22 protein-coding genes are annotated in these 19,938 nt (G+C 47.5%); 19 read left to right on the forward strand and 3 right to left on the reverse strand.

Going from position 1 to position 19,938, the window contains the following annotated elements; genetic code table 11:
* Positions 1–86 precede the first annotated feature (86 nt).
* From hydA to C7R93_RS21275, 3 genes are all read left to right on the forward strand, one after another.
* Positions 87–1,472, forward strand: a complete 1,386-nt coding sequence (gene hydA, locus C7R93_RS21265) for a dihydropyrimidinase (protein WP_106840690.1) — start codon at positions 87–89, stop codon at positions 1,470–1,472.
* A 34-nt stretch (positions 1,473–1,506) separates the two neighbouring features.
* Positions 1,507–2,397 carry a nitrilase-related carbon-nitrogen hydrolase gene (locus C7R93_RS21270; protein ID WP_106840691.1) on the forward strand — a complete coding sequence of 297 codons (891 nt, stop codon included), beginning with the start codon at positions 1,507–1,509 and terminating at the stop codon, positions 2,395–2,397.
* 89 nt (positions 2,398–2,486) lie between these two features.
* A complete protein-coding gene (locus C7R93_RS21275; RefSeq protein ID WP_106840692.1) occupies positions 2,487–2,999 on the forward strand; it encodes a hypothetical protein in 513 nt (170 codons plus the stop codon).
* 67 nt (positions 3,000–3,066) lie between these two features.
* Here the strand turns inward: C7R93_RS21275 and C7R93_RS21280 are convergent, their stop codons facing one another.
* The gene (locus C7R93_RS21280; protein WP_106840693.1) at positions 3,067–4,557 is read right to left on the reverse strand and encodes an NCS1 family nucleobase:cation symporter-1; all 1,491 of its coding nucleotides are present in this window, start codon (positions 4,555–4,557) and stop codon (positions 3,067–3,069) included.
* A 223-nt stretch (positions 4,558–4,780) separates the two neighbouring features.
* Here C7R93_RS21280 and C7R93_RS21285 point away from each other — a divergent pair, with 223 nt between their 5' ends.
* The 15 genes from C7R93_RS21285 to C7R93_RS21350 all read left to right on the forward strand — a co-directional run bounded on the left by C7R93_RS21285 (position 4,781) and on the right by C7R93_RS21350 (position 17,414).
* Complete coding sequence (locus C7R93_RS21285; RefSeq protein ID WP_106840694.1) at positions 4,781–6,391, forward strand: ATP-binding protein; 1,611 nt, start codon at positions 4,781–4,783, stop codon at positions 6,389–6,391.
* Positions 6,392–6,423: 32 nt separating this feature from the next.
* Complete coding sequence (locus C7R93_RS21290; protein WP_244191624.1) at positions 6,424–7,077, forward strand: response regulator; 654 nt, start codon at positions 6,424–6,426, stop codon at positions 7,075–7,077.
* A gap of 147 nt (positions 7,078–7,224) precedes the next feature.
* Positions 7,225–8,283 carry a tripartite tricarboxylate transporter substrate binding protein gene (locus tag C7R93_RS21295; RefSeq protein ID WP_106840696.1) on the forward strand — a complete coding sequence of 353 codons (1,059 nt, stop codon included), beginning with the start codon at positions 7,225–7,227 and terminating at the stop codon, positions 8,281–8,283.
* 49 nt (positions 8,284–8,332) lie between these two features.
* The gene (locus tag C7R93_RS21300) at positions 8,333–8,800 is read left to right on the forward strand and encodes a tripartite tricarboxylate transporter TctB family protein (RefSeq protein WP_106840697.1); all 468 of its coding nucleotides are present in this window, start codon (positions 8,333–8,335) and stop codon (positions 8,798–8,800) included.
* A gap of 17 nt (positions 8,801–8,817) precedes the next feature.
* Complete coding sequence (locus C7R93_RS21305; protein WP_106840698.1) at positions 8,818–10,344, forward strand: tripartite tricarboxylate transporter permease; 1,527 nt, start codon at positions 8,818–8,820, stop codon at positions 10,342–10,344.
* A 98-nt stretch (positions 10,345–10,442) separates the two neighbouring features.
* Complete coding sequence (locus tag C7R93_RS21310) at positions 10,443–11,033, forward strand: GNAT family N-acetyltransferase (protein ID WP_106840699.1); 591 nt, start codon at positions 10,443–10,445, stop codon at positions 11,031–11,033.
* Positions 11,034–11,127: 94 nt separating this feature from the next.
* Positions 11,128–11,544: a DUF3054 domain-containing protein gene (locus C7R93_RS21315; protein ID WP_106840700.1), complete on the forward strand. Its 417-nt coding sequence runs from the start codon at positions 11,128–11,130 to the stop codon at positions 11,542–11,544.
* A gap of 55 nt (positions 11,545–11,599) precedes the next feature.
* Complete coding sequence (locus C7R93_RS30960) at positions 11,600–11,731, forward strand: hypothetical protein (protein WP_255344520.1); 132 nt, start codon at positions 11,600–11,602, stop codon at positions 11,729–11,731.
* Between the two features lie 82 nt (positions 11,732–11,813).
* Positions 11,814–12,176 carry a hypothetical protein gene (locus C7R93_RS21320; RefSeq protein ID WP_106840701.1) on the forward strand — a complete coding sequence of 121 codons (363 nt, stop codon included), beginning with the start codon at positions 11,814–11,816 and terminating at the stop codon, positions 12,174–12,176.
* Positions 12,160–12,783, forward strand: a complete 624-nt coding sequence (locus C7R93_RS21325; protein ID WP_106840702.1) for a thiamine phosphate synthase — start codon at positions 12,160–12,162, stop codon at positions 12,781–12,783. The genes C7R93_RS21320 and C7R93_RS21325 overlap by 17 nt, the downstream gene beginning before the upstream one ends.
* 3 nt (positions 12,784–12,786) lie before the next feature.
* Positions 12,787–13,449, forward strand: a complete 663-nt coding sequence (thiE, locus tag C7R93_RS21330; protein ID WP_106840703.1) for a thiamine phosphate synthase — start codon at positions 12,787–12,789, stop codon at positions 13,447–13,449.
* Positions 13,450–13,536: 87 nt separating this feature from the next.
* The gene (locus tag C7R93_RS21335) at positions 13,537–14,445 is read left to right on the forward strand and encodes a hypothetical protein (protein ID WP_106840704.1); all 909 of its coding nucleotides are present in this window, start codon (positions 13,537–13,539) and stop codon (positions 14,443–14,445) included.
* Positions 14,446–14,530: 85 nt separating this feature from the next.
* Positions 14,531–14,821 carry an antibiotic biosynthesis monooxygenase family protein gene (locus C7R93_RS21340; RefSeq protein WP_106840705.1) on the forward strand — a complete coding sequence of 97 codons (291 nt, stop codon included), beginning with the start codon at positions 14,531–14,533 and terminating at the stop codon, positions 14,819–14,821.
* 365 nt (positions 14,822–15,186) lie between these two features.
* Positions 15,187–16,713, forward strand: coding sequence for a two-component system sensor histidine kinase NtrB (locus C7R93_RS21345; RefSeq protein WP_106840706.1), 1,527 nt, complete (start codon positions 15,187–15,189; stop codon positions 16,711–16,713).
* Positions 16,714–16,904: 191 nt separating this feature from the next.
* Positions 16,905–17,414 (forward strand): hypothetical protein, encoded by a 510-nt coding sequence (locus C7R93_RS21350; protein ID WP_106840707.1) that lies wholly within the window; start codon positions 16,905–16,907, stop codon positions 17,412–17,414.
* 11 nt (positions 17,415–17,425) lie between these two features.
* Here C7R93_RS21350 and C7R93_RS21355 read toward each other — a convergent pair whose 3' ends face one another.
* Both C7R93_RS21355 and C7R93_RS21360 read right to left on the reverse strand, forming a co-directional pair.
* Positions 17,426–18,112, reverse strand: a complete 687-nt coding sequence (locus tag C7R93_RS21355; RefSeq protein WP_106840708.1) for a response regulator — start codon at positions 18,110–18,112, stop codon at positions 17,426–17,428.
* Positions 18,109–19,344 carry a sensor histidine kinase gene (locus tag C7R93_RS21360; RefSeq protein WP_106840709.1) on the reverse strand — a complete coding sequence of 412 codons (1,236 nt, stop codon included), beginning with the start codon at positions 19,342–19,344 and terminating at the stop codon, positions 18,109–18,111. Before C7R93_RS21360 ends, C7R93_RS21355 begins: the two co-directional genes overlap by 4 nt.
* Positions 19,345–19,519: 175 nt before the next feature.
* Between C7R93_RS21360 and C7R93_RS21365 the strand changes: the two genes are divergently transcribed.
* Entirely contained in the window at positions 19,520–19,852 is a 333-nt protein-coding gene (locus tag C7R93_RS21365; RefSeq protein ID WP_106840710.1) for a MarR family winged helix-turn-helix transcriptional regulator, read from the forward strand.
* The last annotated feature ends 86 nt before the right edge of the window (positions 19,853–19,938 follow it).

The following is a 19,938-nucleotide window of genomic DNA, read 5'->3' on the forward strand; positions in this document are numbered from 1 at the left end:
AGTCATGTTTTCGGCCCGGGGTGCATAGCTTGTACAAGGGAAGGCATGTCTACTCGATGACGGTTTGAAGGGGAGATGATCATCGGATGAAAAAATGGATTCGAAATGGCACAGTCGTGACAGCGTCAGACACGTATCAGGCGGACATTTTGATTGAAGGGGAAAAGGTAGTCGCAATCGGCTCCAATCTGGATGTGAAAGATGCCGAAATAATCGATGCTACCGGATACTATGTTTTTCCAGGAGGTATTGATCCACATACTCATCTCGATATGCCTTTTGGCGGAACGGTTACTTCCGATAATTTTTATACAGGCACGAAGGCAGCAGCATTTGGCGGGACGACGAGCATCATCGATTTTTGTCTGACGAATAAAGGGGAACCATTGCATTCATCCATTTCGACCTGGTACGAAAAAGCAAGGGGCAAAGCGGTCATCGACTACGGCTTCCACCTGATGGTTTCAGATGCGAACGATCAAGTTCTCGAGGAATTAGGAGCAGTCGTACGAAATGAAGGGATTACTTCGCTCAAGGTATTTATGGCCTACAAAAATGTGCTGATGGCCGATGATGAGACGCTATTTAAAACATTGGTTCGGGCCAAGGAGCTAGGTGCCTTGGTGCAGGTCCATGCAGAGAATGGCGACGTTCTTGATTATTTGATCAAGCAGGCGATTGCAAAAAGGCAGACAGACCCCGTGTACCACGCTTACACCCGCCCACCTGAAGCGGAAGGTGAAGCGACGGGACGAGCGATCGCATTGACTGCACTGGCAGATGCACAACTGTATGTCGTACATGTATCGTGTGCAGAGGCAGTGCGTCGAATCGCAGAAGCTCGCGAAAAAGGGTGGAATGTGTACGGGGAGACGTGCCCGCAATATTTGGTGCTCGATATTACCGATCTACAGAAGCCGGACTTTGAAGGTGCGAAGTACGTCTGGTCCCCTCCACTCCGGGAAAAGTGGAATCAGGACGTCCTGTGGAGCGCATTGAAAAATGGCATTTTGCAAACGGTCGGCTCTGATCACTGTTCCTTTAATTTCTCCGGTCAAAAAGAGTTGGGGCTAGGGGATTTCACCAAAATCCCGAATGGAGGACCAATCATTGAGGACCGGATGCGCCTACTCTTTTCAGAAGGCGTAGCAAAGGACAAGATCAGCCTTAATCAGTTCGTCGATATGACCTCTACAAAAGTAGCCAAACTGTTCGGGATGTTCCCGCAAAAAGGAACGATTGCTGTAGGCTCGGACGCCGATATCGTGTTGTTTGATCCAACCTTGAAGCGTACCATTTCCGTTGAAACTCACCATATGAATGTCGACTACAATCCATTTGAAGGTATGGTGGTGAACGGCGATATCATTTCTGTGCTTTCGCGCGGCTCCTATGTCATTCGCGATCAGCAGTTCGTCGGTCAAGCCGGGGCTGGACGCTTTGTAAAACGATCGACCTTTGCAAGACCGTAATTCGTGAGAGCATATAAAGGCGAGGAGGGCGATTATGGCAGATATCATTCGGATCGGCTTGATTCAGGCGAAAAACGAAGTCCACGGAGATGAATCGGTTCATTTGCACAAAGAAAAAGCCGTTGAGAAGCATTATAGAATGGTGCGGGAGGCGGCAGCCAAGGGAGCACAAATCATCTGTCTGCAAGAAATCTTCTATGGCCCGTATTTTTGTGCCGAGCAGCAACCGAAATGGTATGAATCAGCGGAAGAAGTCCCAAATGGACCAACCGTGCAACTGTTTTCTTCCCTTGCCCGCGAATTGGGGACCGTACTCATTTTACCTGTGTATGAGCGCGTAGGGATCGGTACGTATTACAACACGGCAGCTGTGATTGATGCGGATGGCACGTATTTGGGCAAATATCGCAAGCAGCATATTCCGCATGTGGGAGTAGGCAGCAGCGGGTGCGGCTTCTGGGAGAAATATTACTTCAAGCCCGGCAATCTCGGGTATCCCGTTTTTGAAACCGCTTTTGCCAAGGTAGGGGTCTATATCTGCTATGACCGCCATTTTCCAGAAGGCGCACGACTGTTGGGCTTGAATGGGGCGGAGATTGTATTCAATCCGTCTGCCACTGTAGCGGGCTTATCCGAATACTTGTGGAAGCTCGAACAGCCTGCTCATGCCGTTGCCAACGGTTATTATGTGGCAGCGATCAATCGGGTAGGGACAGAAGCCCCTTGGAATATGGGAGAGTTTTACGGACAATCGTACTTGGTCGATCCGCGAGGGCAATTTGTCGCCATGGGGAGTCGGGATCAGGATGAGGTCGTTATCGCTGAAATGGACCGCAACAAAATTCATGAGGTGCGGGATACGTGGCAATTTTACCGGGATCGCAGACCGGAAACCTACGAAGATATGGTAAAGCTATTACCTTAATACAAGAGTGAGGGAGGTGCCGGACACGCGCCTTCCTCCTTTTCGCATCATTAGAAGGATTCCATCAGAGTCAAAAGGAGCGTTCAGGGATGAGGCAGATTGTATATCGAGGAGTCGAATACGGCGAGGGACTTCGTGTCGTGAAAGCGCAAAAGTATGAGAGGGCAGAACGGCGTCATTTTACAAATGGTGCTAGTGCAAAGGCAGTGTTTGGCGCTGGTGTTTACTTGGTAAGCAATCCGGAAATCGCCGCACAGTATGCGATTTGTCATGCAGAGACGAATGGGGAGAAGGCAGTTGTGTTGAGCCAGCAGCTGCATTTGCAGGGTCTCGTTTGTTTGGACGAGCGCTATGGGGAAAATGAACTGCGCATCGATGCGTTGCGCGCTGCTTATTCAGAAGAGGAACTCGAACGAAGACAGAACGGCATGGGTCATGAAGAGTGGCTGGAATGGACAGGGGATAAGGTGCGTGCGTATTTGATTGCCCGTGGATACCGGGGGATTCGGTATCGGATCAGCCCGGAGCTAACGTATTATATCTGCTATGAGCCTGACGCTCAAATTGAAGAGATTGCGATTCTATCTGTGCTCGATGTGTGAGAATGAGTCAACAAACGAAAGACTGGCAAACCCAACAGGGCAGCCAGTCTTTTTTGATAGCTCGCTATTAAGAAGCAATCGTTTGTTTGTTGTTTGCGGTGATTTTTTCGTAATCGTTGGCACTCAAAATCGAGGAGTCGTTTTTCATCATCCATGTGTAAATCACGAGTGAAATCAAAAGTCCGATAGTCCAAGCATTGTCCCAAATAATGGTTAAGCCCGGAATGTATTTACTAATAAAAGGAATCGCAATCCCGATTAGCATCGCCCAGATGGCTCTGCCATTAAAGCCCGTTTTGTAGGTGTAGATCCCGTCTGTTTTGTACAGTTCTGTTAAATGAATGCGCCGCTTGCGCACGAGCCAATAGTCGGCAATGGCAATACCGTCGATCGGTCCTAACAAGGCTCCGTACGTTCCAAGCCATAAAAAGATGTAGTTGCCGAAGTTCTCCAAAATGTACCAAGGCTGCATCAAGAGCGACACAACTCCGGCGATGATGGCGCCGGCTTCATACGAGAGGCGGCGAGGGGCGAGATTCTCCACTGCCCGGGCGGGAGCAACGATATTGGCCGCTACGTTGGTCGTCAATGTGGCAAGAATAATTCCAATCGTTCCGAGGAAAATGGCAAAAGGCGAGAATTTAGCCAACACGGCAGCAGGGTCCCATAACGCTTCTCCGTAAATGACGACGGTAGCAGAAGCGACAGCAACTCCGATGAAGGAGAAGAAACCCATCGTGGTCGGTAAAGAAGAGGATTGTCCGATGATTTGGGCTTTTTGACTTTTGGCATACCGACAGAAATCCGGAATGTTGAGGGCCATTGTTGCCCAAAAAGCAATGGCTCCCGTCAATGCGGGGAAGAAAATCTTCAGGAAATCTGCAGTGGAAGTGAATTTCGAAGGGGCCGAGAGCATCGGTCCCCATCCGCCTGCTTTCGTAAGCGCCCAGACGAGGAGAGCCAAACTCATGATGATCAGAATGGGAGCAGCCCAAGCCTCCATTTTTTTGATCGCTTCTGGACCGCGATAAGCGACCCATACGTTTAACAGCCAAAAGCCAAAGAAGGATATCCAGAGATGTCCGGGCACATTAGCCCAGTCTGTCATCGACATCAAGAGCGTATCGATGGCAGCACCTCCGAACCAACAGTTGATGCCAAACCAACCAGCACCAATCAATCCACGTGCGACAGCAGGGATGTGCGCTCCTTTGGAGCCGAACCAGAGGCGCGCAAAAACTGGATACGGAATGCCAAATTTCGTCCCGGCATGAGAGTTGAGAAGAATGGGAATAAGGACAATACAATTACCGAGAATGATCGTCAAAATGGCCTGCCACCAGTTCATACCCAAGGAAATCAACCCTGCCGCCATTGCATACGTCGGCAAACAAATCGACATACCGATCCACAAGCTAGCGAAGTTATAAGATGTCCAGTTGTGCTCTGCTGTCGTCGTCGGCCGAAGACCTTCATTATAAAGCGGACTGTTCTTGATTGCCTCTTTGCCTTCTTTCGTCAGGGTAACAATTCCATTTGATACCGTTTGCGTCTTCATTTCTTTCCCTCCTTTGCTTTTCAAGATGTCTCGTATTCGGACAAGCGCCCTAGTTTGTCTTGAATACAAGTTGTAACATTATATTGGGGGAAAGAAGGCCTAATACCTGATTTTTCGTCGTAAAAAGACAGCCTGTGACAACAAGCTTCGCCATTGACAAAGGGAATGATTCTACCTTTTTACCTAATTGAGATGGTAAGATGAAGCAAGGGGTGAGCGAGCTGTGATGACAAGAAAAATCCATATGTCTTTGCAAACCAGAATGATCTTATTGATTACTATTGTCATTATTCTGATTGTTTCGTCAGTTGGGGCCGTTTTTTCTTCCATAGTTGCGTCTTCGATCGAAGAGCAGGTGGGCAAAAAAGCACTAAGTGTGGCAAAGATCGTAGCCAGCGATCCTGAGCTGCGCAACGCTTTTTCAAGCCAATATCCTCCAGCGCTGATCCAGCCCATCGCTGAAAACATCCGGATGCAAACTGGAGCAGAGTTTGTAGTTGTGGGAAACCATGAGGGAATTCGGTATGCGCATCCGATTCCAGAACGGATCGGAAAGGAAATGGTGGGAGGAGATAACGAGCCCGGACTCTCGCATGGTCAATCTTACATATCGAAGGCTATCGGTAGCATGGGTCCATCACTGCGGGGAAAAGTGCCGATCAAAAATGAAAAAGGGGACATCATCGGAATTGTGTCCGTTGGATTCCTGCTGGAAGACATCGAGGAGGCCATTGACCTCTACCAAGACCGTATATTGATCCTGACTCTTCTCGCCTTGTTGTGCGGCGTTGCTGGTGCCATTGCACTCAGTCGCTATTTAAAGCGCTTAATTTTGGGATTGGAACCGGAGGAGATCGCCTCCCTGTACGTAGAGAGAAATGCTGTACTAGAGTCAGTCCGCGAAGGAATCGTGGCGATTGACCGCAATAAACGCATCACGATGATGAATAAGGCTGCTATTCGTATTCTGAACTTACCGGAAGAAGACGTTCATCGCAAAGAAATATTAGAAGTGCTTCCAGACAGTCGTATGCCAGAAGTGCTGGAATCAGGCGAGCATCAATTAGATCGGGAGTCTATCATGGGCGGAAAGGAAATTATCGTGAATCGACTACCGATCAAATTCGGAGGTAAGGTCGTAGGAGTGGTCAGCAGCTTCCGTCCCAAATCGGAAATTGATCAGCTAGCTTCTGAACTATCTCAAGCGAGGCGCTATGCGGATGTCCTTCGCGCCCAAACACATGAATTTCACAATTTGTTGTATACCATTTCTGGCTTGTTGCAGCTTGGCTCGATTCAGGAAGCAGTCGAACTGATTACGAGTGAAACATCAGCACAGCAAGAGATGATTTTGTTTTTGGCGAAGCAAATTCCTGATCCGTTAATAGGGGCTCTGCTGTTAGGGATGCACAATCGAGCCAAGGAACTGAAAATTCAATTCATCATCCATCACGACAGTCACTTGAAGGAGCTCCCAGCGACGAGCAACCGACAGCAGATAGTTGTTCTATTGGGGACACTGATCCAAAATGCATTGGAAGCCGTCAATGAGCAAAGTGTCGAGCACAAACGAGTGGAATGTTACTTGTCTGACACGGGTGATGAAATCATGTTCGAAATCGAGGATTCGGGACCGGGCGTTGTGGAAGAGCTGCGAGAAAAAATATTCGAGCACGGTTTCTCCACGAAAAAAGGCGAAGATCGTGGAATTGGTCTGGCCAAGGCGCATGGAATTATTAAAGAATTGGACGGCTATATACTCGTTGGCAAAAGCGAGCTAGGAGGCGCACTTTTCACAGTATCCCTGCGCAAAAGAATGGAGGTGGCGTCTTGAGGAAGCTGGAGGTTCTTATCGTAGAGGATGATATGCGGATTATCGATATCAACAAGCGATTTGTCAGCAAGATTGAAGGCTTTGAAGTAATTGCTACGGCAACGAATGGTGCGGATGCCAAAGAATTGCTGTCTTGTACACGTCCTCAGCTCGTTTTGTTGGATGTGTACTTGCCTGACATGCTGGGAACGGAGCTGGTCTGGTTTATACGGCAACATTACCGCGAAGTAGACGTTATTATGATCACCGCAGCCAAGGAGATGGAAATGGTACAGGAAGCGCTGCGCGGCGGAGTCTTCGATTACATCGTTAAGCCGCTGGTTTTCGAACGTTTTCGTGAACGGTTGGAAAGCTATCGCGAGCACGTCATTCGGACGAGAGAAGCTGTCGAGGTAGACCAGGAAGTCATTGACCAAATGCTGACGAGAAGACTGGTCGCTCCTAAAAATCGAGATGTGCTCGCACCAAAAGGAATTGACCTCTTAACATTGGAAAAAGTGATCGAAGCGATTAGACAAACGGGAGACAAGGGGGTCTCGGCGGAGGAGATCGGCCGCGAGATTGGTACCAGCCGAACAACGGCGCGACGGTATTTAGAATACTTGGTTCTGGAAAAAAAGGCGCGTGCTGACTTGATTTATGGCACAGTGGGCAGACCGGAAAGAAAATATCGCTATCTTCCATAATGTTCCATGAACAATATGAACAAAAAGTGATTAATTTTCAAAATAGACCTTATGCACGAAAACTATTCCTCTGACTTTTGCGGTGATACATTATGTTCAAGCGTGGCAGCGCTTACATAAAAGCGGGTTAAGGGGGATAATTGTTTGATGAAAAGAAAAAAAGTGCTAATCACAGTGTCCACTTTTCTTACACTAGCATTGGCTGCTTGTGGTGGAGGTACTGGAAATTCGGGAACAGCAAGTCCGGGAACGCAACCAGCGCAAGCGCCGCAACCTGCCGCAGAGGCATCTAAATATCCAGAAAAGCCGATCGTATACGTGGCTCCATCCGGTGCAGGAGGGGGCTGGGATAAGACAGCTCGCTCGGTAGCAAAGGTGTTGGCTGAAAGCAAGCTGGTGACAGAAACCATCACGGTAGAAAACAAGCCGGGTGGTGGGGGAACCGTATTCTTGGCTGAGTATGTAAGCAAAGACAAAGGAAATCCTTATAAGTTATTCGTTAGCTCTCCTCCTATTTTGATAAACAATAACAAAAAAGAGGGGAACAGCCCATTCGGATACAAAGATGTCACACCATTAGCGCAAATGACGAAAGATTTCGGCACACTTGTTGTGAAAGCGGATTCACCGCACAAGGACATCAAGAGCGTGTTGGACGCGATCAAGGCTGACCCAAGCAAAATTACGCTAGCAGGCGGCTCTGCTCCAGGATCGATGGATCATTTGATCGGTGTATTGCCAGCATCCAAATACGGGATTGACCCGAAAAGCGTGAAATACGTTTCTTATGACGGTGGTGGCGAAGCAATGGCTGCCTTGTTGGGCGGCAATGCGGATATCATTGCGACGGATGCTTCTAGCGTGGGTGAATACCTGAAAGCAGGCAAAATCCGCGTACTCGGCGTCACTTCCGATGAACGTCTCGGCGGCGATTTGAAAGAGATCCCGACGTTAAAAGAGCAAGGCATTGATGCAACGTTCACGATTTGGCGCGGTGTCTTCGGTCCTGCTGATATGCCAGCAGACGCAAAAGCTTACTGGGATGCAAAGCTGAAAGAACTTTCAACTCATGAGACTTGGACAAAAGAATTGGCAGCAAACGGGTGGGAAAGCGAGTACAAAGACGCTGCTGCTTTCACAACATTCCTGGATGAACAAGATAAGCTGGTCAAAGAACTGTTGACATCACTTGGTATGTCGAAGTAGGGAGAGGAGGGGCAAGCCCCTCCTTTTTCCACACCTTAGGAGGTTATACATGAACCTGATGTTTGATCGTATCGGCAGCTTGTTTTTTGCGCTAGTAGGTGCGCTCTTTATCGCTGAAAGCCAAAATATTTCGGCCAGTGCATACGGAAGTCAGGTTGGGCCGAATATGTTTCCATTCGGACTTGGCATCATCCTGATCTTGTTGAGCTTGCGGCTGTTGTGGGAGACGTATAAGAAAGGCGTGGCTGCTTCCTCATCCGAGTCACAGAGCCCACTGCGATACAAGCGGTTCTTATTCATTTTGGCAGCGACAGTCTTGTACGTATTGTTGTTGGAGAAACTCGGTTATGTCATCTCGAGCTTTGCATTCCTTACGTACGCTTTTACCATGATGGGAAGCAAAAGCGTTCTTAAATCCGTGATCGTTTCCTTACTGTTTTCAGTAGGTGTTTATGTCATCTATGTACATTTGCTAAAAGGTACGCTTCCAGGACTACCTACCTGGCTGGGCGTCTAGGGAGGGGATAGGTAAGCATGAGTGCATTGCAATTTTTAGCGGACGGTTTTCTCGTTGCCTTACAGTGGCATAATCTTGTCTTTGCCTTTATTGGCGTCCTGATCGGTACTGCCGTAGGGGTCCTTCCCGGTATCGGTCCAATGAGCGGAGTCGCGCTGCTGATGCCTGTTACGGCTTCCTTGACATCTGGCTTACCCCCAGAAAGTGCGGCGGCTAGCGCGCTGATCTTGCTGGCAGGCGTTTACTATGGCGCGATGTATGGTGGTTCCACAACATCTATTTTGTTAAATACGCCGGGTGAATCCTCCTCTGTTGTAACGACATTGGACGGCTATCAAATGGCCAAACAGGGACGTGCTGGCGCAGCGTTGTCGATTGCAGCGATCGGTTCTTTTGTCGCGGGGCTTGTAGCGTTGATTGCTCTTGTGTTTTTGGCTGATCCATTATCAGATCTGGCTTTGAAATTCGGTCCTGCTGAATATTTCTCCCTCATGCTTCTTGGCTTGTGTGCGGTCAGCGGACTCGGGGGGAAGTCGATGACCAAAGCCCTCATTATGACAGTCATGGGACTCTTGCTTGCGACAATCGGGATGGATACCGTTTCGGGCGTGGCGCGATTCACCTACGATATTCCTGATTTGTATCAAGGTCTGGAGTTCCTCACGATAGCAGTTGGTTTGTTTGCGCTTGGAGAAGTGTTCAAGACAATCCTGGAAGACGATCAATCAACTAAGGAAATTATTAAAGTGGGGCGAGTACTCCCTACCAAGCAAGACCTAAAAGAAAGTGCCGGACCGATTACACGCGGCTCCTTGCTCGGGTTTTTCATTGGTGTCTTGCCTGGTGCTGGCGCTACTCTCGCATCCTTCTTCTCGTATATTTTTGAGAAAAAACTGAGCAAAGACCCCAGTCGTTTTGGAAAAGGAGCGATCGCAGGTGTAGCAGCACCAGAGTCTGCAAACAACGCTGCTTCTGGCGGTGCGATGATTCCTCTGTTGACGCTGGGGATTCCGGGGTCTGGTACCACAGCGATTTTAATGGGTGCCTTATTGATGTACAACGTACAGCCAGGTCCGCTCTTGTTCAGTGATCACCCGCAGATTGCCTGGGGCTTGATTGCGAGTATGTTTATTGGAAATGTGATGCTGCTGATTTTGAACATGCCACTCGTTAAAGTTTTTGCAAAAATTATTGAAACACCTTCACACTTTTTGATTCCGCTCATTATCGCGATTTCCGTGTTCGGTGTGTACGCTGTACAAATCAGTACTTTTGATTTGATCGTGCTCGTGATTTGTGGGGTAGCTGGCTATTTCCTGACGAAAAACGATTTTCCGCTGGCACCGCTCGTCCTCGGCCTTGTTTTAGGGCCGATGATTGAAAATAACATGAGAAGAGCATTGACCACCTCGAATGGAGACTTCTCGATCTTCTTGACGAAGCCACTTTCCGCTGCTTTTCTGGTTTGTGCGATTCTGTGGTTGATCATTCCCATCTTACTGAAGCGTAGAGGGAAGCAAGTCATTATCAGCGAAGAAGCGTAACTCCCTTGACAAAGTCCTCCTTAGCCCGTAACATTGGAAAAATTTTGGGAAACTGTTCTGCTTGATGGATGAGGCAGAACAGTAGAGGAGACACAGACATGCTAAACATTGAACCTGTAATCTTAGAAGGCAAGCTGGTCCGATTGGAGCCACTCAGAATGGCCCATGTGGACGGAATCTGGGAAGCAGGCGCATACGAAGAGATTTGGCCTCATATGTCCACGAAAATAAGAACAAGAGAAGATGCTCAGACTTTTACCCTGCAGGCTTTGAAAAATGAACAAGCCCAGGCAGAGCTGCCATTCGTCATCATCCGCCAAGCAGATGAGAGAGTCATCGGGAGCACGAGGTTCTTAGGGATTGCGAAAAAGGATCGCGGATTGGAAATCGGTTTTACATGGCTGACCCCGTCCGTCTGGAAAACGGGCGTCAATACGGAATGTAAATGGCTTCTCTTGTGCCATTGCTTCGAACAACTTGGTTGTATTCGCGTACAGCTCAAGACCGATTCGCGTAATTTGAATTCGCAACGTGCCATTGCCCGGATCGGTGGCATTCGAGAAGGTGTCCTGCGCAATCACATGGTGATGTCTGATGGATACATTCGCGACTCGGTATATTTCAGCATACTGGATCGTGAATGGCCAGAAGCCAAGAAAAAGCTGCAATTGTTGCTGTTTGGTGAATAAAGGCTTGGATTGATTGAAGGGCGTTCAGAGCATGTGTACAATAGGGGTGAACCAAGAGGGTTTACTCTGACAAGACCCGGAAAAGAGGGTATACATGAGACTGCGTTTGTCATTACCGGGCTATTTATTGTTGCTCGGGGATCTGATCGCCTTCGTACTTTTTGTTTATTACGGAAAAATCATTCATAACTACCCTGTCACTGTCATGGGGATCATCGAAACATTAGCTCCTTTCCTGGTGGGATGGATCATCGCGATTCTGCTTTTCAAGAGCTATGGACAGCGAACGTATGAATCTGCGGGCAGACAATTACTATCGGCACTGATTACTTGGACAGTAGCGGCACCAATTGGCTTGCTGCTCCGCTCCTGGTGGACAGGTGTACCGATTACCCTTATTTTTGCAGGCGTTACTTATTTCATTACACTGGCGTTTTTGCTCGGGTGGCGTGTACCGTTTGCCATCGGCTACGCGATCTACAAACGCAACAGACCTTTAGCGACCAGCTAATAAAGTGGCCCAAATTGGTTACGCTATCCTATGAACCACTTAGGAGGTGAATCAATTGGGAAAGAACAACAACAGCAAAGACCTCGGAAAAAACCGCGGCAAAACGCTGGATGAAAAAGATCGCAATACAAATTTGCGACAATCGAACCATAATGATCGAAATGAAGGAACTGCAAAAGACCGCTGAGCAATCAGCGGTTTTCTTAATGGATACAGGTCATGATGTGATATAATAGTGTTTGTTTTTTCTAGCGAGTGGAGGGAAACGTATGACGGAACCGATGCAGAATGTTCAGCCGGTGACCTTGTCGTCACAGGCGTTTTTACTTTTGTGCAGACTATATGATGGCTGCTATGACGAATTGAAGCAAAATGAGCAGGCTCGCGAGCTTGTGGAGTCCATCGGTGATATTTTGTTGGCGGGCGTGGAGACGTTGGAGAAACAGGAAACCAAGCCGAAAAATATTACCTTCCCACTTACCGTGCAACAAGCATTTTTCTTGCGTCGGCTCGTGGTTGAGCTGTTGGCTCAGTCGCCGATGGACAAAGAAGACCGAACTACTCAATGGCTACAGGAATGTGTGACGGCACTCGCTGGAGGCGGTGTCCAACCTGATGCCAAGCACTCGTGAGCTGCATGTAATTACGAGCGGTCGGCATTCGCTTGATGATGTATTGCGAATGGCAGAAGCTGCTTATGCGGGTGGTATGAACTTTTTACACATACGGGAAAAACAGCGTACAGCAAAGGAATGCATGGACTGGGTAAAGGCATTGGCGAATGTCATCCCCCTTTCGTCCTTGATCGTGAATGATCGGGTGGACGTGGCTGCTGCTTCGGGTTGTGCCGGTGCTCACCTGGCATACCATAGTCTGTCTCCAGCGGAAGCGAGAATGGTGCTTGTGACTGGTCAAAAAATAGGGCGTTCCGTCCATTCCGTGGAGGAAGCAGAGCAAGCCATTGCCGCACAAGTCGATTATTTGCTCTACGGACATATTTTTGCGAGTGGTTCGAAGCCAGGTCTTCCGCCAAGAGGGACAACAGAACTCGCGCGAATGACGGCACGATTGAAGGTACCGATCATCGGACTCGGTGGCGTTACACCGGAACGGACAGCGCAAGTTTTGGAAGCAGGTTGTGCGGGCATTGCTGTCTTATCGGGGATCACTGATGCAACTGATGCCAAGTCAGCAGCCAGTGCTTATCGAGAGGCATTGGATAGTTGGGAGGGTAAGTAAAGCATGCGGAATATACAAAGACTTCGGGAAAAGATGGGCGTATACTTTGTCGTTGGTACGCAGGACTGCGAGTATTCCAGCGAAAAGACCGTGAAAATTGTAGAAGCAGCATTGCGCGGAGGAGTAGGCACTCTTCAATTGCGTGATAAAGGAAGCAAGTTGACTGCTGAGGAACAATATGAGCTGGGCCGACAACTGCAACAGCTATGTCGTGACCATGATACCTTATTTTTTGTGAATGACGATGTGGATCTAGCGATTCGCTTGCAGGCAGATGGCGTCCATGTCGGGCAAGATGACATGGCGTTGTCGGAGGTACGAGCCAAAGTTGGCTCCAAGATGTACATCGGTGTTTCTGCAGGTACGGTCGAAGAGGCGCTTGCTGCCCAAAACGGCGGTGTTGATTGTATCGGTGTAGGAGCGATGTTCGCTACCCGTTCCAAGGCAGATGCTGGCGAGCCTATCGGACCAGTGGGGCTAAAGGAGATCCGTAAGGCAGTGGGTACTGAGTTGCCTATCGTCGGGATTGGTGGTATTACACTGGTAAATGCTTCTGAAGTGATCGCTGCCGGGGCCGATGGAGTCGCGATTATCAGTGCGATTAGCCATGCCGAATCACCTGAAGAAGCAGCGCAAGCGTTACAGCGGATTGTACGATCGAGTTAGCACGGACAAAGCGACGATTACATATGGTAGGGTAATAGAAACAAACCAGGATGATGCGATATTGGTGATCAAAAGGAGGTGAAGCCGATGAAAAATCGGATTTACCGTATCGGATATGAATGGGTGAGCAAACGGGAATTGCTCGAGAGATTGTTCATGACCGACTGCATTCTTATCGAACACAAGCGAATGCATCCCCCACCGGAGGATCAAGATACGGAATTGCCACCGGAAAAGGAAGTCCATGCTGTTTTGGTTCGCAGCCAGCGCCGCCCGGGAGAATGGGTGACTTTCAACGGGCTATACGAAGTACAGTCGAGAGAGCCCATCCCTTGGATCGATTCACCGTTGGAGTACCATCAATTCGGTGTAGAATTGATTCCTGGCAATATGCGCAGGGAAAAAGCACCTCAAGGCAGGATACCCGCACGAACCAAGCTGCAGATTGCAGCCGTACGACAAGATACAGTATTTGTCACGGTTCCTGGTCATCCCTCACGGCGTTACGAAATGTCGTTGGCTCACGCGCGTTTTGCCAAGGATAACCCGACTGAATTGGAAATGAAGCTGCAAGTATACGCTTTTCCTCCACGTAATGATATTTTTGTGGATTGGTTATTGAAAGAAGGGCGCAAATCGGGAATTGTCACGCGCCCTAATCAGGAAAGGGTAGAGAAATCAGCTTTTCAGGTGTGGGAGGATCTACGCCAAGAATACGGCATTAGCGTCAGTGCGGCATTGATTGCGATTAAACAGGCACTCATCGTTCTGGATCGTGCTGGTGTCGAGACTGATTTCCCGTATCCGGCCCAAGAGCGATCGGATTTATCTTTGTTCAGCGAATCGGAGCGAGAGGCCTTTTATTCCTACCAATCGGTTCGATGTGCGATGGCTGCTGTTGCTGCCCTTCTGACGATAGACCCCAAAGATCCATTGCAGGATACACTCTTGATGGATATCATGCTCGAACAACAAATCAACCGCAGGCGCGAATAGCGTTTGCGGTTTTTAGGTTTTTCGTCAAAGTAGTAGTATAATGGGAGTTGGTAGAAGAACCCAATGAAAAGGATGTGTGACCATCATGTATGTATCCATGAACAGACTGACTGTACCAGCAGACTACCAATCCCATTTGGAACGCGCATTTGGTAATGGGGGAGAACGAATGAAGGAGGTTCCAGGTTTTTTGGAGTTCCTTTTCCTGGCACCAACGGAAGGTGACGAATACATCGTTTTTACGAAGTGGACAGATGAGGAATCGTTTACAAATTGGACGCAAAGCGAGGCTTTCAAGCGTGCGCATACAGGAACCAACCAAAATAGCCCGGTAAAATCGGATTTGCGCAATTACGCTGTTAAAGCCCAATCATAAAACGAAAGCATTTGTCTCTATTTCTACGGGGCAAATGCTTTTTGGATGATTGAATAATAAACATCCTTTACTTTTTTATGCTTGATCGTGATATGATAGAAAATATTGGGAAAGCGTTTTCAGTCAAACATGATCAGGGGGTGAAGGTGTCCGAATAAGGCATTAGAAAATGCGCGAAAATAGGATGCTAGCCGAGATTGTTTGTCTGTAAGGATAAGAAGAGAACCTGATTGGATGGTGTCATACTCTGCACCAGGATATCATCAAGCCGCTTTACATCTTGTCTCATTTACGTCCATAATAGAGCCTATACATACTTGGAAAATTAGCCTCAATGAAGCACGGAGAAAAGGAGCCAGAGTGTTTTGAAAAATCGAATAAGTAAGTATCTTACTCATTTGGTCCCTGCGGCGGTGGCCAAGACGTTTTCCTTTCTTTCAGATCATCATTACTCTGCTTTGCTTCTAGAAGACCGCGAAAATAGAGAGGCTTTGTTTGTTCAGCAAATCACGAAATGGATTGAAGTCGTAAAAGTAATCGACACGTATACGTTCGAGCGAGAATTGAGCGAAATTGCGTACAAATTTTCGTTGCTCGGAATGAATCTTACGTATTTGCAGCAATTTTTGCGCAAGTGTCGAGATGTTATTGTTGAAGAAATGAATAACAACGCATTTTCTCTTGCTACGTCGGAAATGGAGCGAGTAGAGCTTTTGCAAGGACAGATTCGTCTCTATCAATCGATGGACTATATTTTGTGTCAAATGGACGATGTCTTCAACAAAAATACGCATCAATTTCCGGTTGAAAAAACACCACCTTCTCCTGTAAGTACGACCAAAGGAGAAGATGTTACGATGCTAGCTGAACAGGAGCTTGTTCAATTGGTTCTGCAGTCCAGCGATATTGCCGTCTTGATGATCGATCGCCAGCTGCGAGTAATTGAAGCGAATTTCGCAGTCTGTCATTTATTTGGCGTGGATCGGAATCTAATTATAGGCCAAAACATTGATCGGGCATTACGTCCTCATGTAAGCGAGCGCTTTGTCCAGTGGGTGATTGAACGCGGGCAGTCCGGCCATTATGTTGCAGAATACAGTGGCAAATGGACAACTGTTAGTACGAGCCCCATTTATTACGATGGAGAGATGTGGGGAGCGATCGCCGTTCTTCGAAATGTCACGGAAAGCAAAAAGTACGAAGAAGAATTGAGCAAGCGTGAAGCGCTGGCAGCAGTTGGGCAACTGGCCGCTGGGATGGCGCATGAGATTCGGAATCCGCTGACAGCCATCAAGGGTTTTATTCAGTTGTTGCGGGAGCAAGGAGAAGCAAATCGCAGTGAATCTTATTTTTCTGTCATATTAACGGAAATTGAACGTATTGATGGGCTATTGAACGATGTCCTTGTTTTGGCCCGGTACAGGGATGACAAAATCGTATCGGAACGTTTCTTAGTGATGGACGAGTTACATGGAGTCATTCGTTTACTGGAGCCAGAAGCAAATCGAAGAGGAATCAAGCTTGAGCTGGACATTGCACAAGGCGAATGGCATGTGTTCGGCCATCGTTCGCGGATCAAGCAAGCCATCCTGAACATCTTGAAAAATGCGCTTGAAGCTTTGATGACCCAAGGCAACCTTGTTCATGTAAAAGTGTACTCATCTATCCATCAAGTAGTCATTGTTGTAGAGGACAACGGACCTGGTCTATCAGATTCATGCTTGCAAAATTTATTCGTTCCTTTTTATACGACGAAACAAGAGGGGACGGGGTTAGGTTTGTCTACGACACAACGCATCATTGCAGATCACGGTGGCGAAATCTTTGCGGAAAACTCTCCGAAATTGAAAGGAGCCCGTTTTGAGATTCGTTTACCTCTCTCCATTTCCTAAATAAACAAAAAAGATTGTGACTGTAGACGGATCCGTTATCCGTCTTTTTTTATGTCTGAATAAGCTGATAGACCTATTCGCGAAAAAGTTGCAAGTCTTTGGAATCAATCTTTTTGTAAGTTGTTGTCAAACCCTGTCGTTCAGTGGAATAATTTACAAAACGGTTACAATTTGAACGGAGTTGAACGACGGTGATTCGGATGCTGAAAAAAAACGAAACGAGGTGGAGCTACTGGGAGGTTTGGTATGAGGAAAAGGAGCACCTTTACACCGTACATTACGGAAATGTAGGGGAAATGGGTGACCATTTTGCTGTAGTAGCGGAGCAGATCGAGGGAAGGGCAGACGATGTTTTGCAGAGCTGGGCAGAAGAGATGAAAGAACAAGGATACCAGGTCATGAAAGAGAACGATTTCCATCCGATGATCGTTCGCTTTGCCCATTTGTGTGAGTCAGAGATTGAGATGCGCTATTTGATCGAACAGCTTTTGGATGAATGCTTGGGAAAAACGGGGAATGGTCACAGCGATGGTGGGGAAGACAGCGAGAGGACGTTGGCCGTGATTTGCCGGGTTATCGATACGAAGAAAGCGGCTGCTGCCGTAATTGAAGCTATGTCCGGCGCACAGCTTGTAGAAGGGATTTCCATCAGCATAAAGCAGGAGGATGGAAACTTGATTCGACTTAATCCTCCTGCCTGAAACTGTCTGATTTATTTCACGATTTTATGCCGCAGTGCTTTTGCCACTGCTTGTGTACGATCTTCCACACCCATTTTTTGCAAAATCCGATGCACGTGTGTTTTTACAGTGCCTTCTGAGATAAACAAGTTTTGCGCAATCTGATCATTTCGATAGCCATTTGCGATCTGTTGAAGTACATCCAGCTCTCGATCCGTCAGTTCATCCAGCAAGACTGATTGGGAAGTGGTAGTCGAATCAGGCGTCTCGCGTTGACCTTGCAGAGCTTCGGCAAGGGCTTTTGCAGCTGTCACGGTGTGGAAGAGGGCTTCTCCCTGATGGGCTCTGCGAATCAGATCAAGCATTTCCTGAGAGTCGGCATCCTTTAGCATATAGCCGACGGCTCCAGCACGAATCCCTTCCACCACATAATTGTGATTGTCAAAGGTTGTAAGAATTAATACCTTCGTGCGAGGATGCTGCTGCATGATTTCTCTTGTGGCCTCAATGCCAGATTTGTTGGGCATTTGAACATCCATCAAAACGACATCAGGTGTGAGGGTGCCAATCAGTTCTACTGCTTCTACGCCATCGGAAGCTTCCCCAATTACCTCCATATCAGATTGCATTTGAATGACATAACCCAAACCTTGGCGAATCATGGTTTGGTCATCGACTAGGACCACGCGAATGGCTCCTTCTTTTTGTTTACCGGTCATGTTCGCATGCTCCTTTCAGGTTCAGTCTGGCGAATCGGAAAGCTGAAATCCAGTTGAAAACCGTGGGGCTCTCGAATGCGATACGCGAGAGTCCCGTTCAGTAATTGAATTCGTTCAGATATGCCAGTTAGGCCAAAGCCAGGTTTGATTTTTTGGTCGCTCGTGATGCTTCCATCGTCTCGAATCGATAACAAAAGGATGTCCTTCTTTTGTTCAATGATGACGAGGATTTCTTTTGCGTCAGAGTGTCGTAGTGAATTGGTGATCGCTTCTTGCAAAATTCGATAAAACGTAATCGTCATTTCCTGAGAGAGCGGGATGTCCAGATCGGAGCATATCAGCTCCATTTTTATTCCTGTATGCTTTTGAGCCTGTGACAAGAGAGCCCTCAATGGCGTAAGTCCAAGGGAGGTTTTATCAAGAGCCAGTGTATGGACAGACGTGCGAATATCCTCCAGACTTTGTTTGGCAACACCAAGCATGTTGCGCACGGCTTCTTGTGCGTTGTCAGGTCCATCCTGCAACATATACTTCAAGGCATGCAGCTGGACTATGAGTGAAGTCAAACTATGGCCCAATGCATCGTGAATATCACGGGCAATTCTCGTCCGTTCCTCAAGAACCGCTACTTGCAGGGAATGAAGCGCTGCTTCTTGAAGCTGTGAGTGCGCCTCTTGCAACTCTGTATGTGCTTTTTGTAGCTGTTTCAGGTGTTGTTGGTTGGTTTCGTATGCTTCGGTTTGAATCCGATAGCCACGTGCGCCGATATAGCAGCCGACATACGTAAGGATATAGGAAATGATGTGCGTGAATTTCAGGTTTTCTTCAAAATATAAAAAAAGCGTACTGCATGTACCAAAAAAAGTAGCATAGGCCAACGCACGGCGCCCATGAATGTGAAATCCGATAAAAACAGCGAGTGGGAGCATCAAGCCGAAGCCCTCTCCACCTAAAATGAGGGACTTTAGTAAGGAAACGATCCCAAGCACGACTGTCACTATTTCGAATTGGAAAGGCTTCCATTTTTTCTTGGAAGTCCAAAATACCACAAGGTAACAAATAAATAGTACAATGGTTAGAGAAAATTGCAACGGAGTTTCCCGTTTAAACGAATCAGGAAGCAAAGCTAATACAATTAAGATAGAAAACCAAATGATCAGTAAACGTTTTTGTATGGCTTTCATCATTATCTTCAACAATGAAAAGTCCTTCTTTCTCTGCCGGATAATCACTTAACTTCATTCTAGCATGCGTTGTCGTCTATCTCTAGATAGATAAATCCCTGTCAGAAATCTACCCCTGGGTAGACTTCACTACATATACAATTCAGTAGAATTATTTTTGGGAAATAAACGATTAGTTATGAGTGTGTGAAGTGGTTAAGTAAGGATGGCAAGGGAGGTTCTCATGAAAGAACTGATTCAGTTGGCAAAACTCCTGCAAGAAGCCAGTGTGTTGTTTAGCACGATTTCTGAGAAAGAGCTGGATACAAGCGATGTCACCTGGCAACAGGTCTTGATTCTTGAGCAGCTTGAAAACGGGCCAAAAACGATGGGGGACATAGGTAAGACAGTCGGTCTTTCATACAGCACAACTTCCGGGCTCATTAACCGGTTGGAGCAGGAAAACCTGGTTCGCAGGTTCCGTGACCAATCAGATCGACGAGTTGTGTGGGTGGCACTCACAGAGCGTGTGTACCAACAGCGGGACGTGAAGTGGGGAAATTCACATACCGTCTAAAAATGGCTTCATCCCTTGATATTTCGTTAAACGAAATGTTAAATACGATTCGCCTTTTTCATTTCGTCATACGAACTATTACTCAC

The sequence above is a fragment of the Brevibacillus fortis genome, assembly GCF_003013395.1.
In the GTDB taxonomy this organism is placed as follows: domain Bacteria; phylum Bacillota; class Bacilli; order Brevibacillales; family Brevibacillaceae; genus Brevibacillus; species Brevibacillus fortis.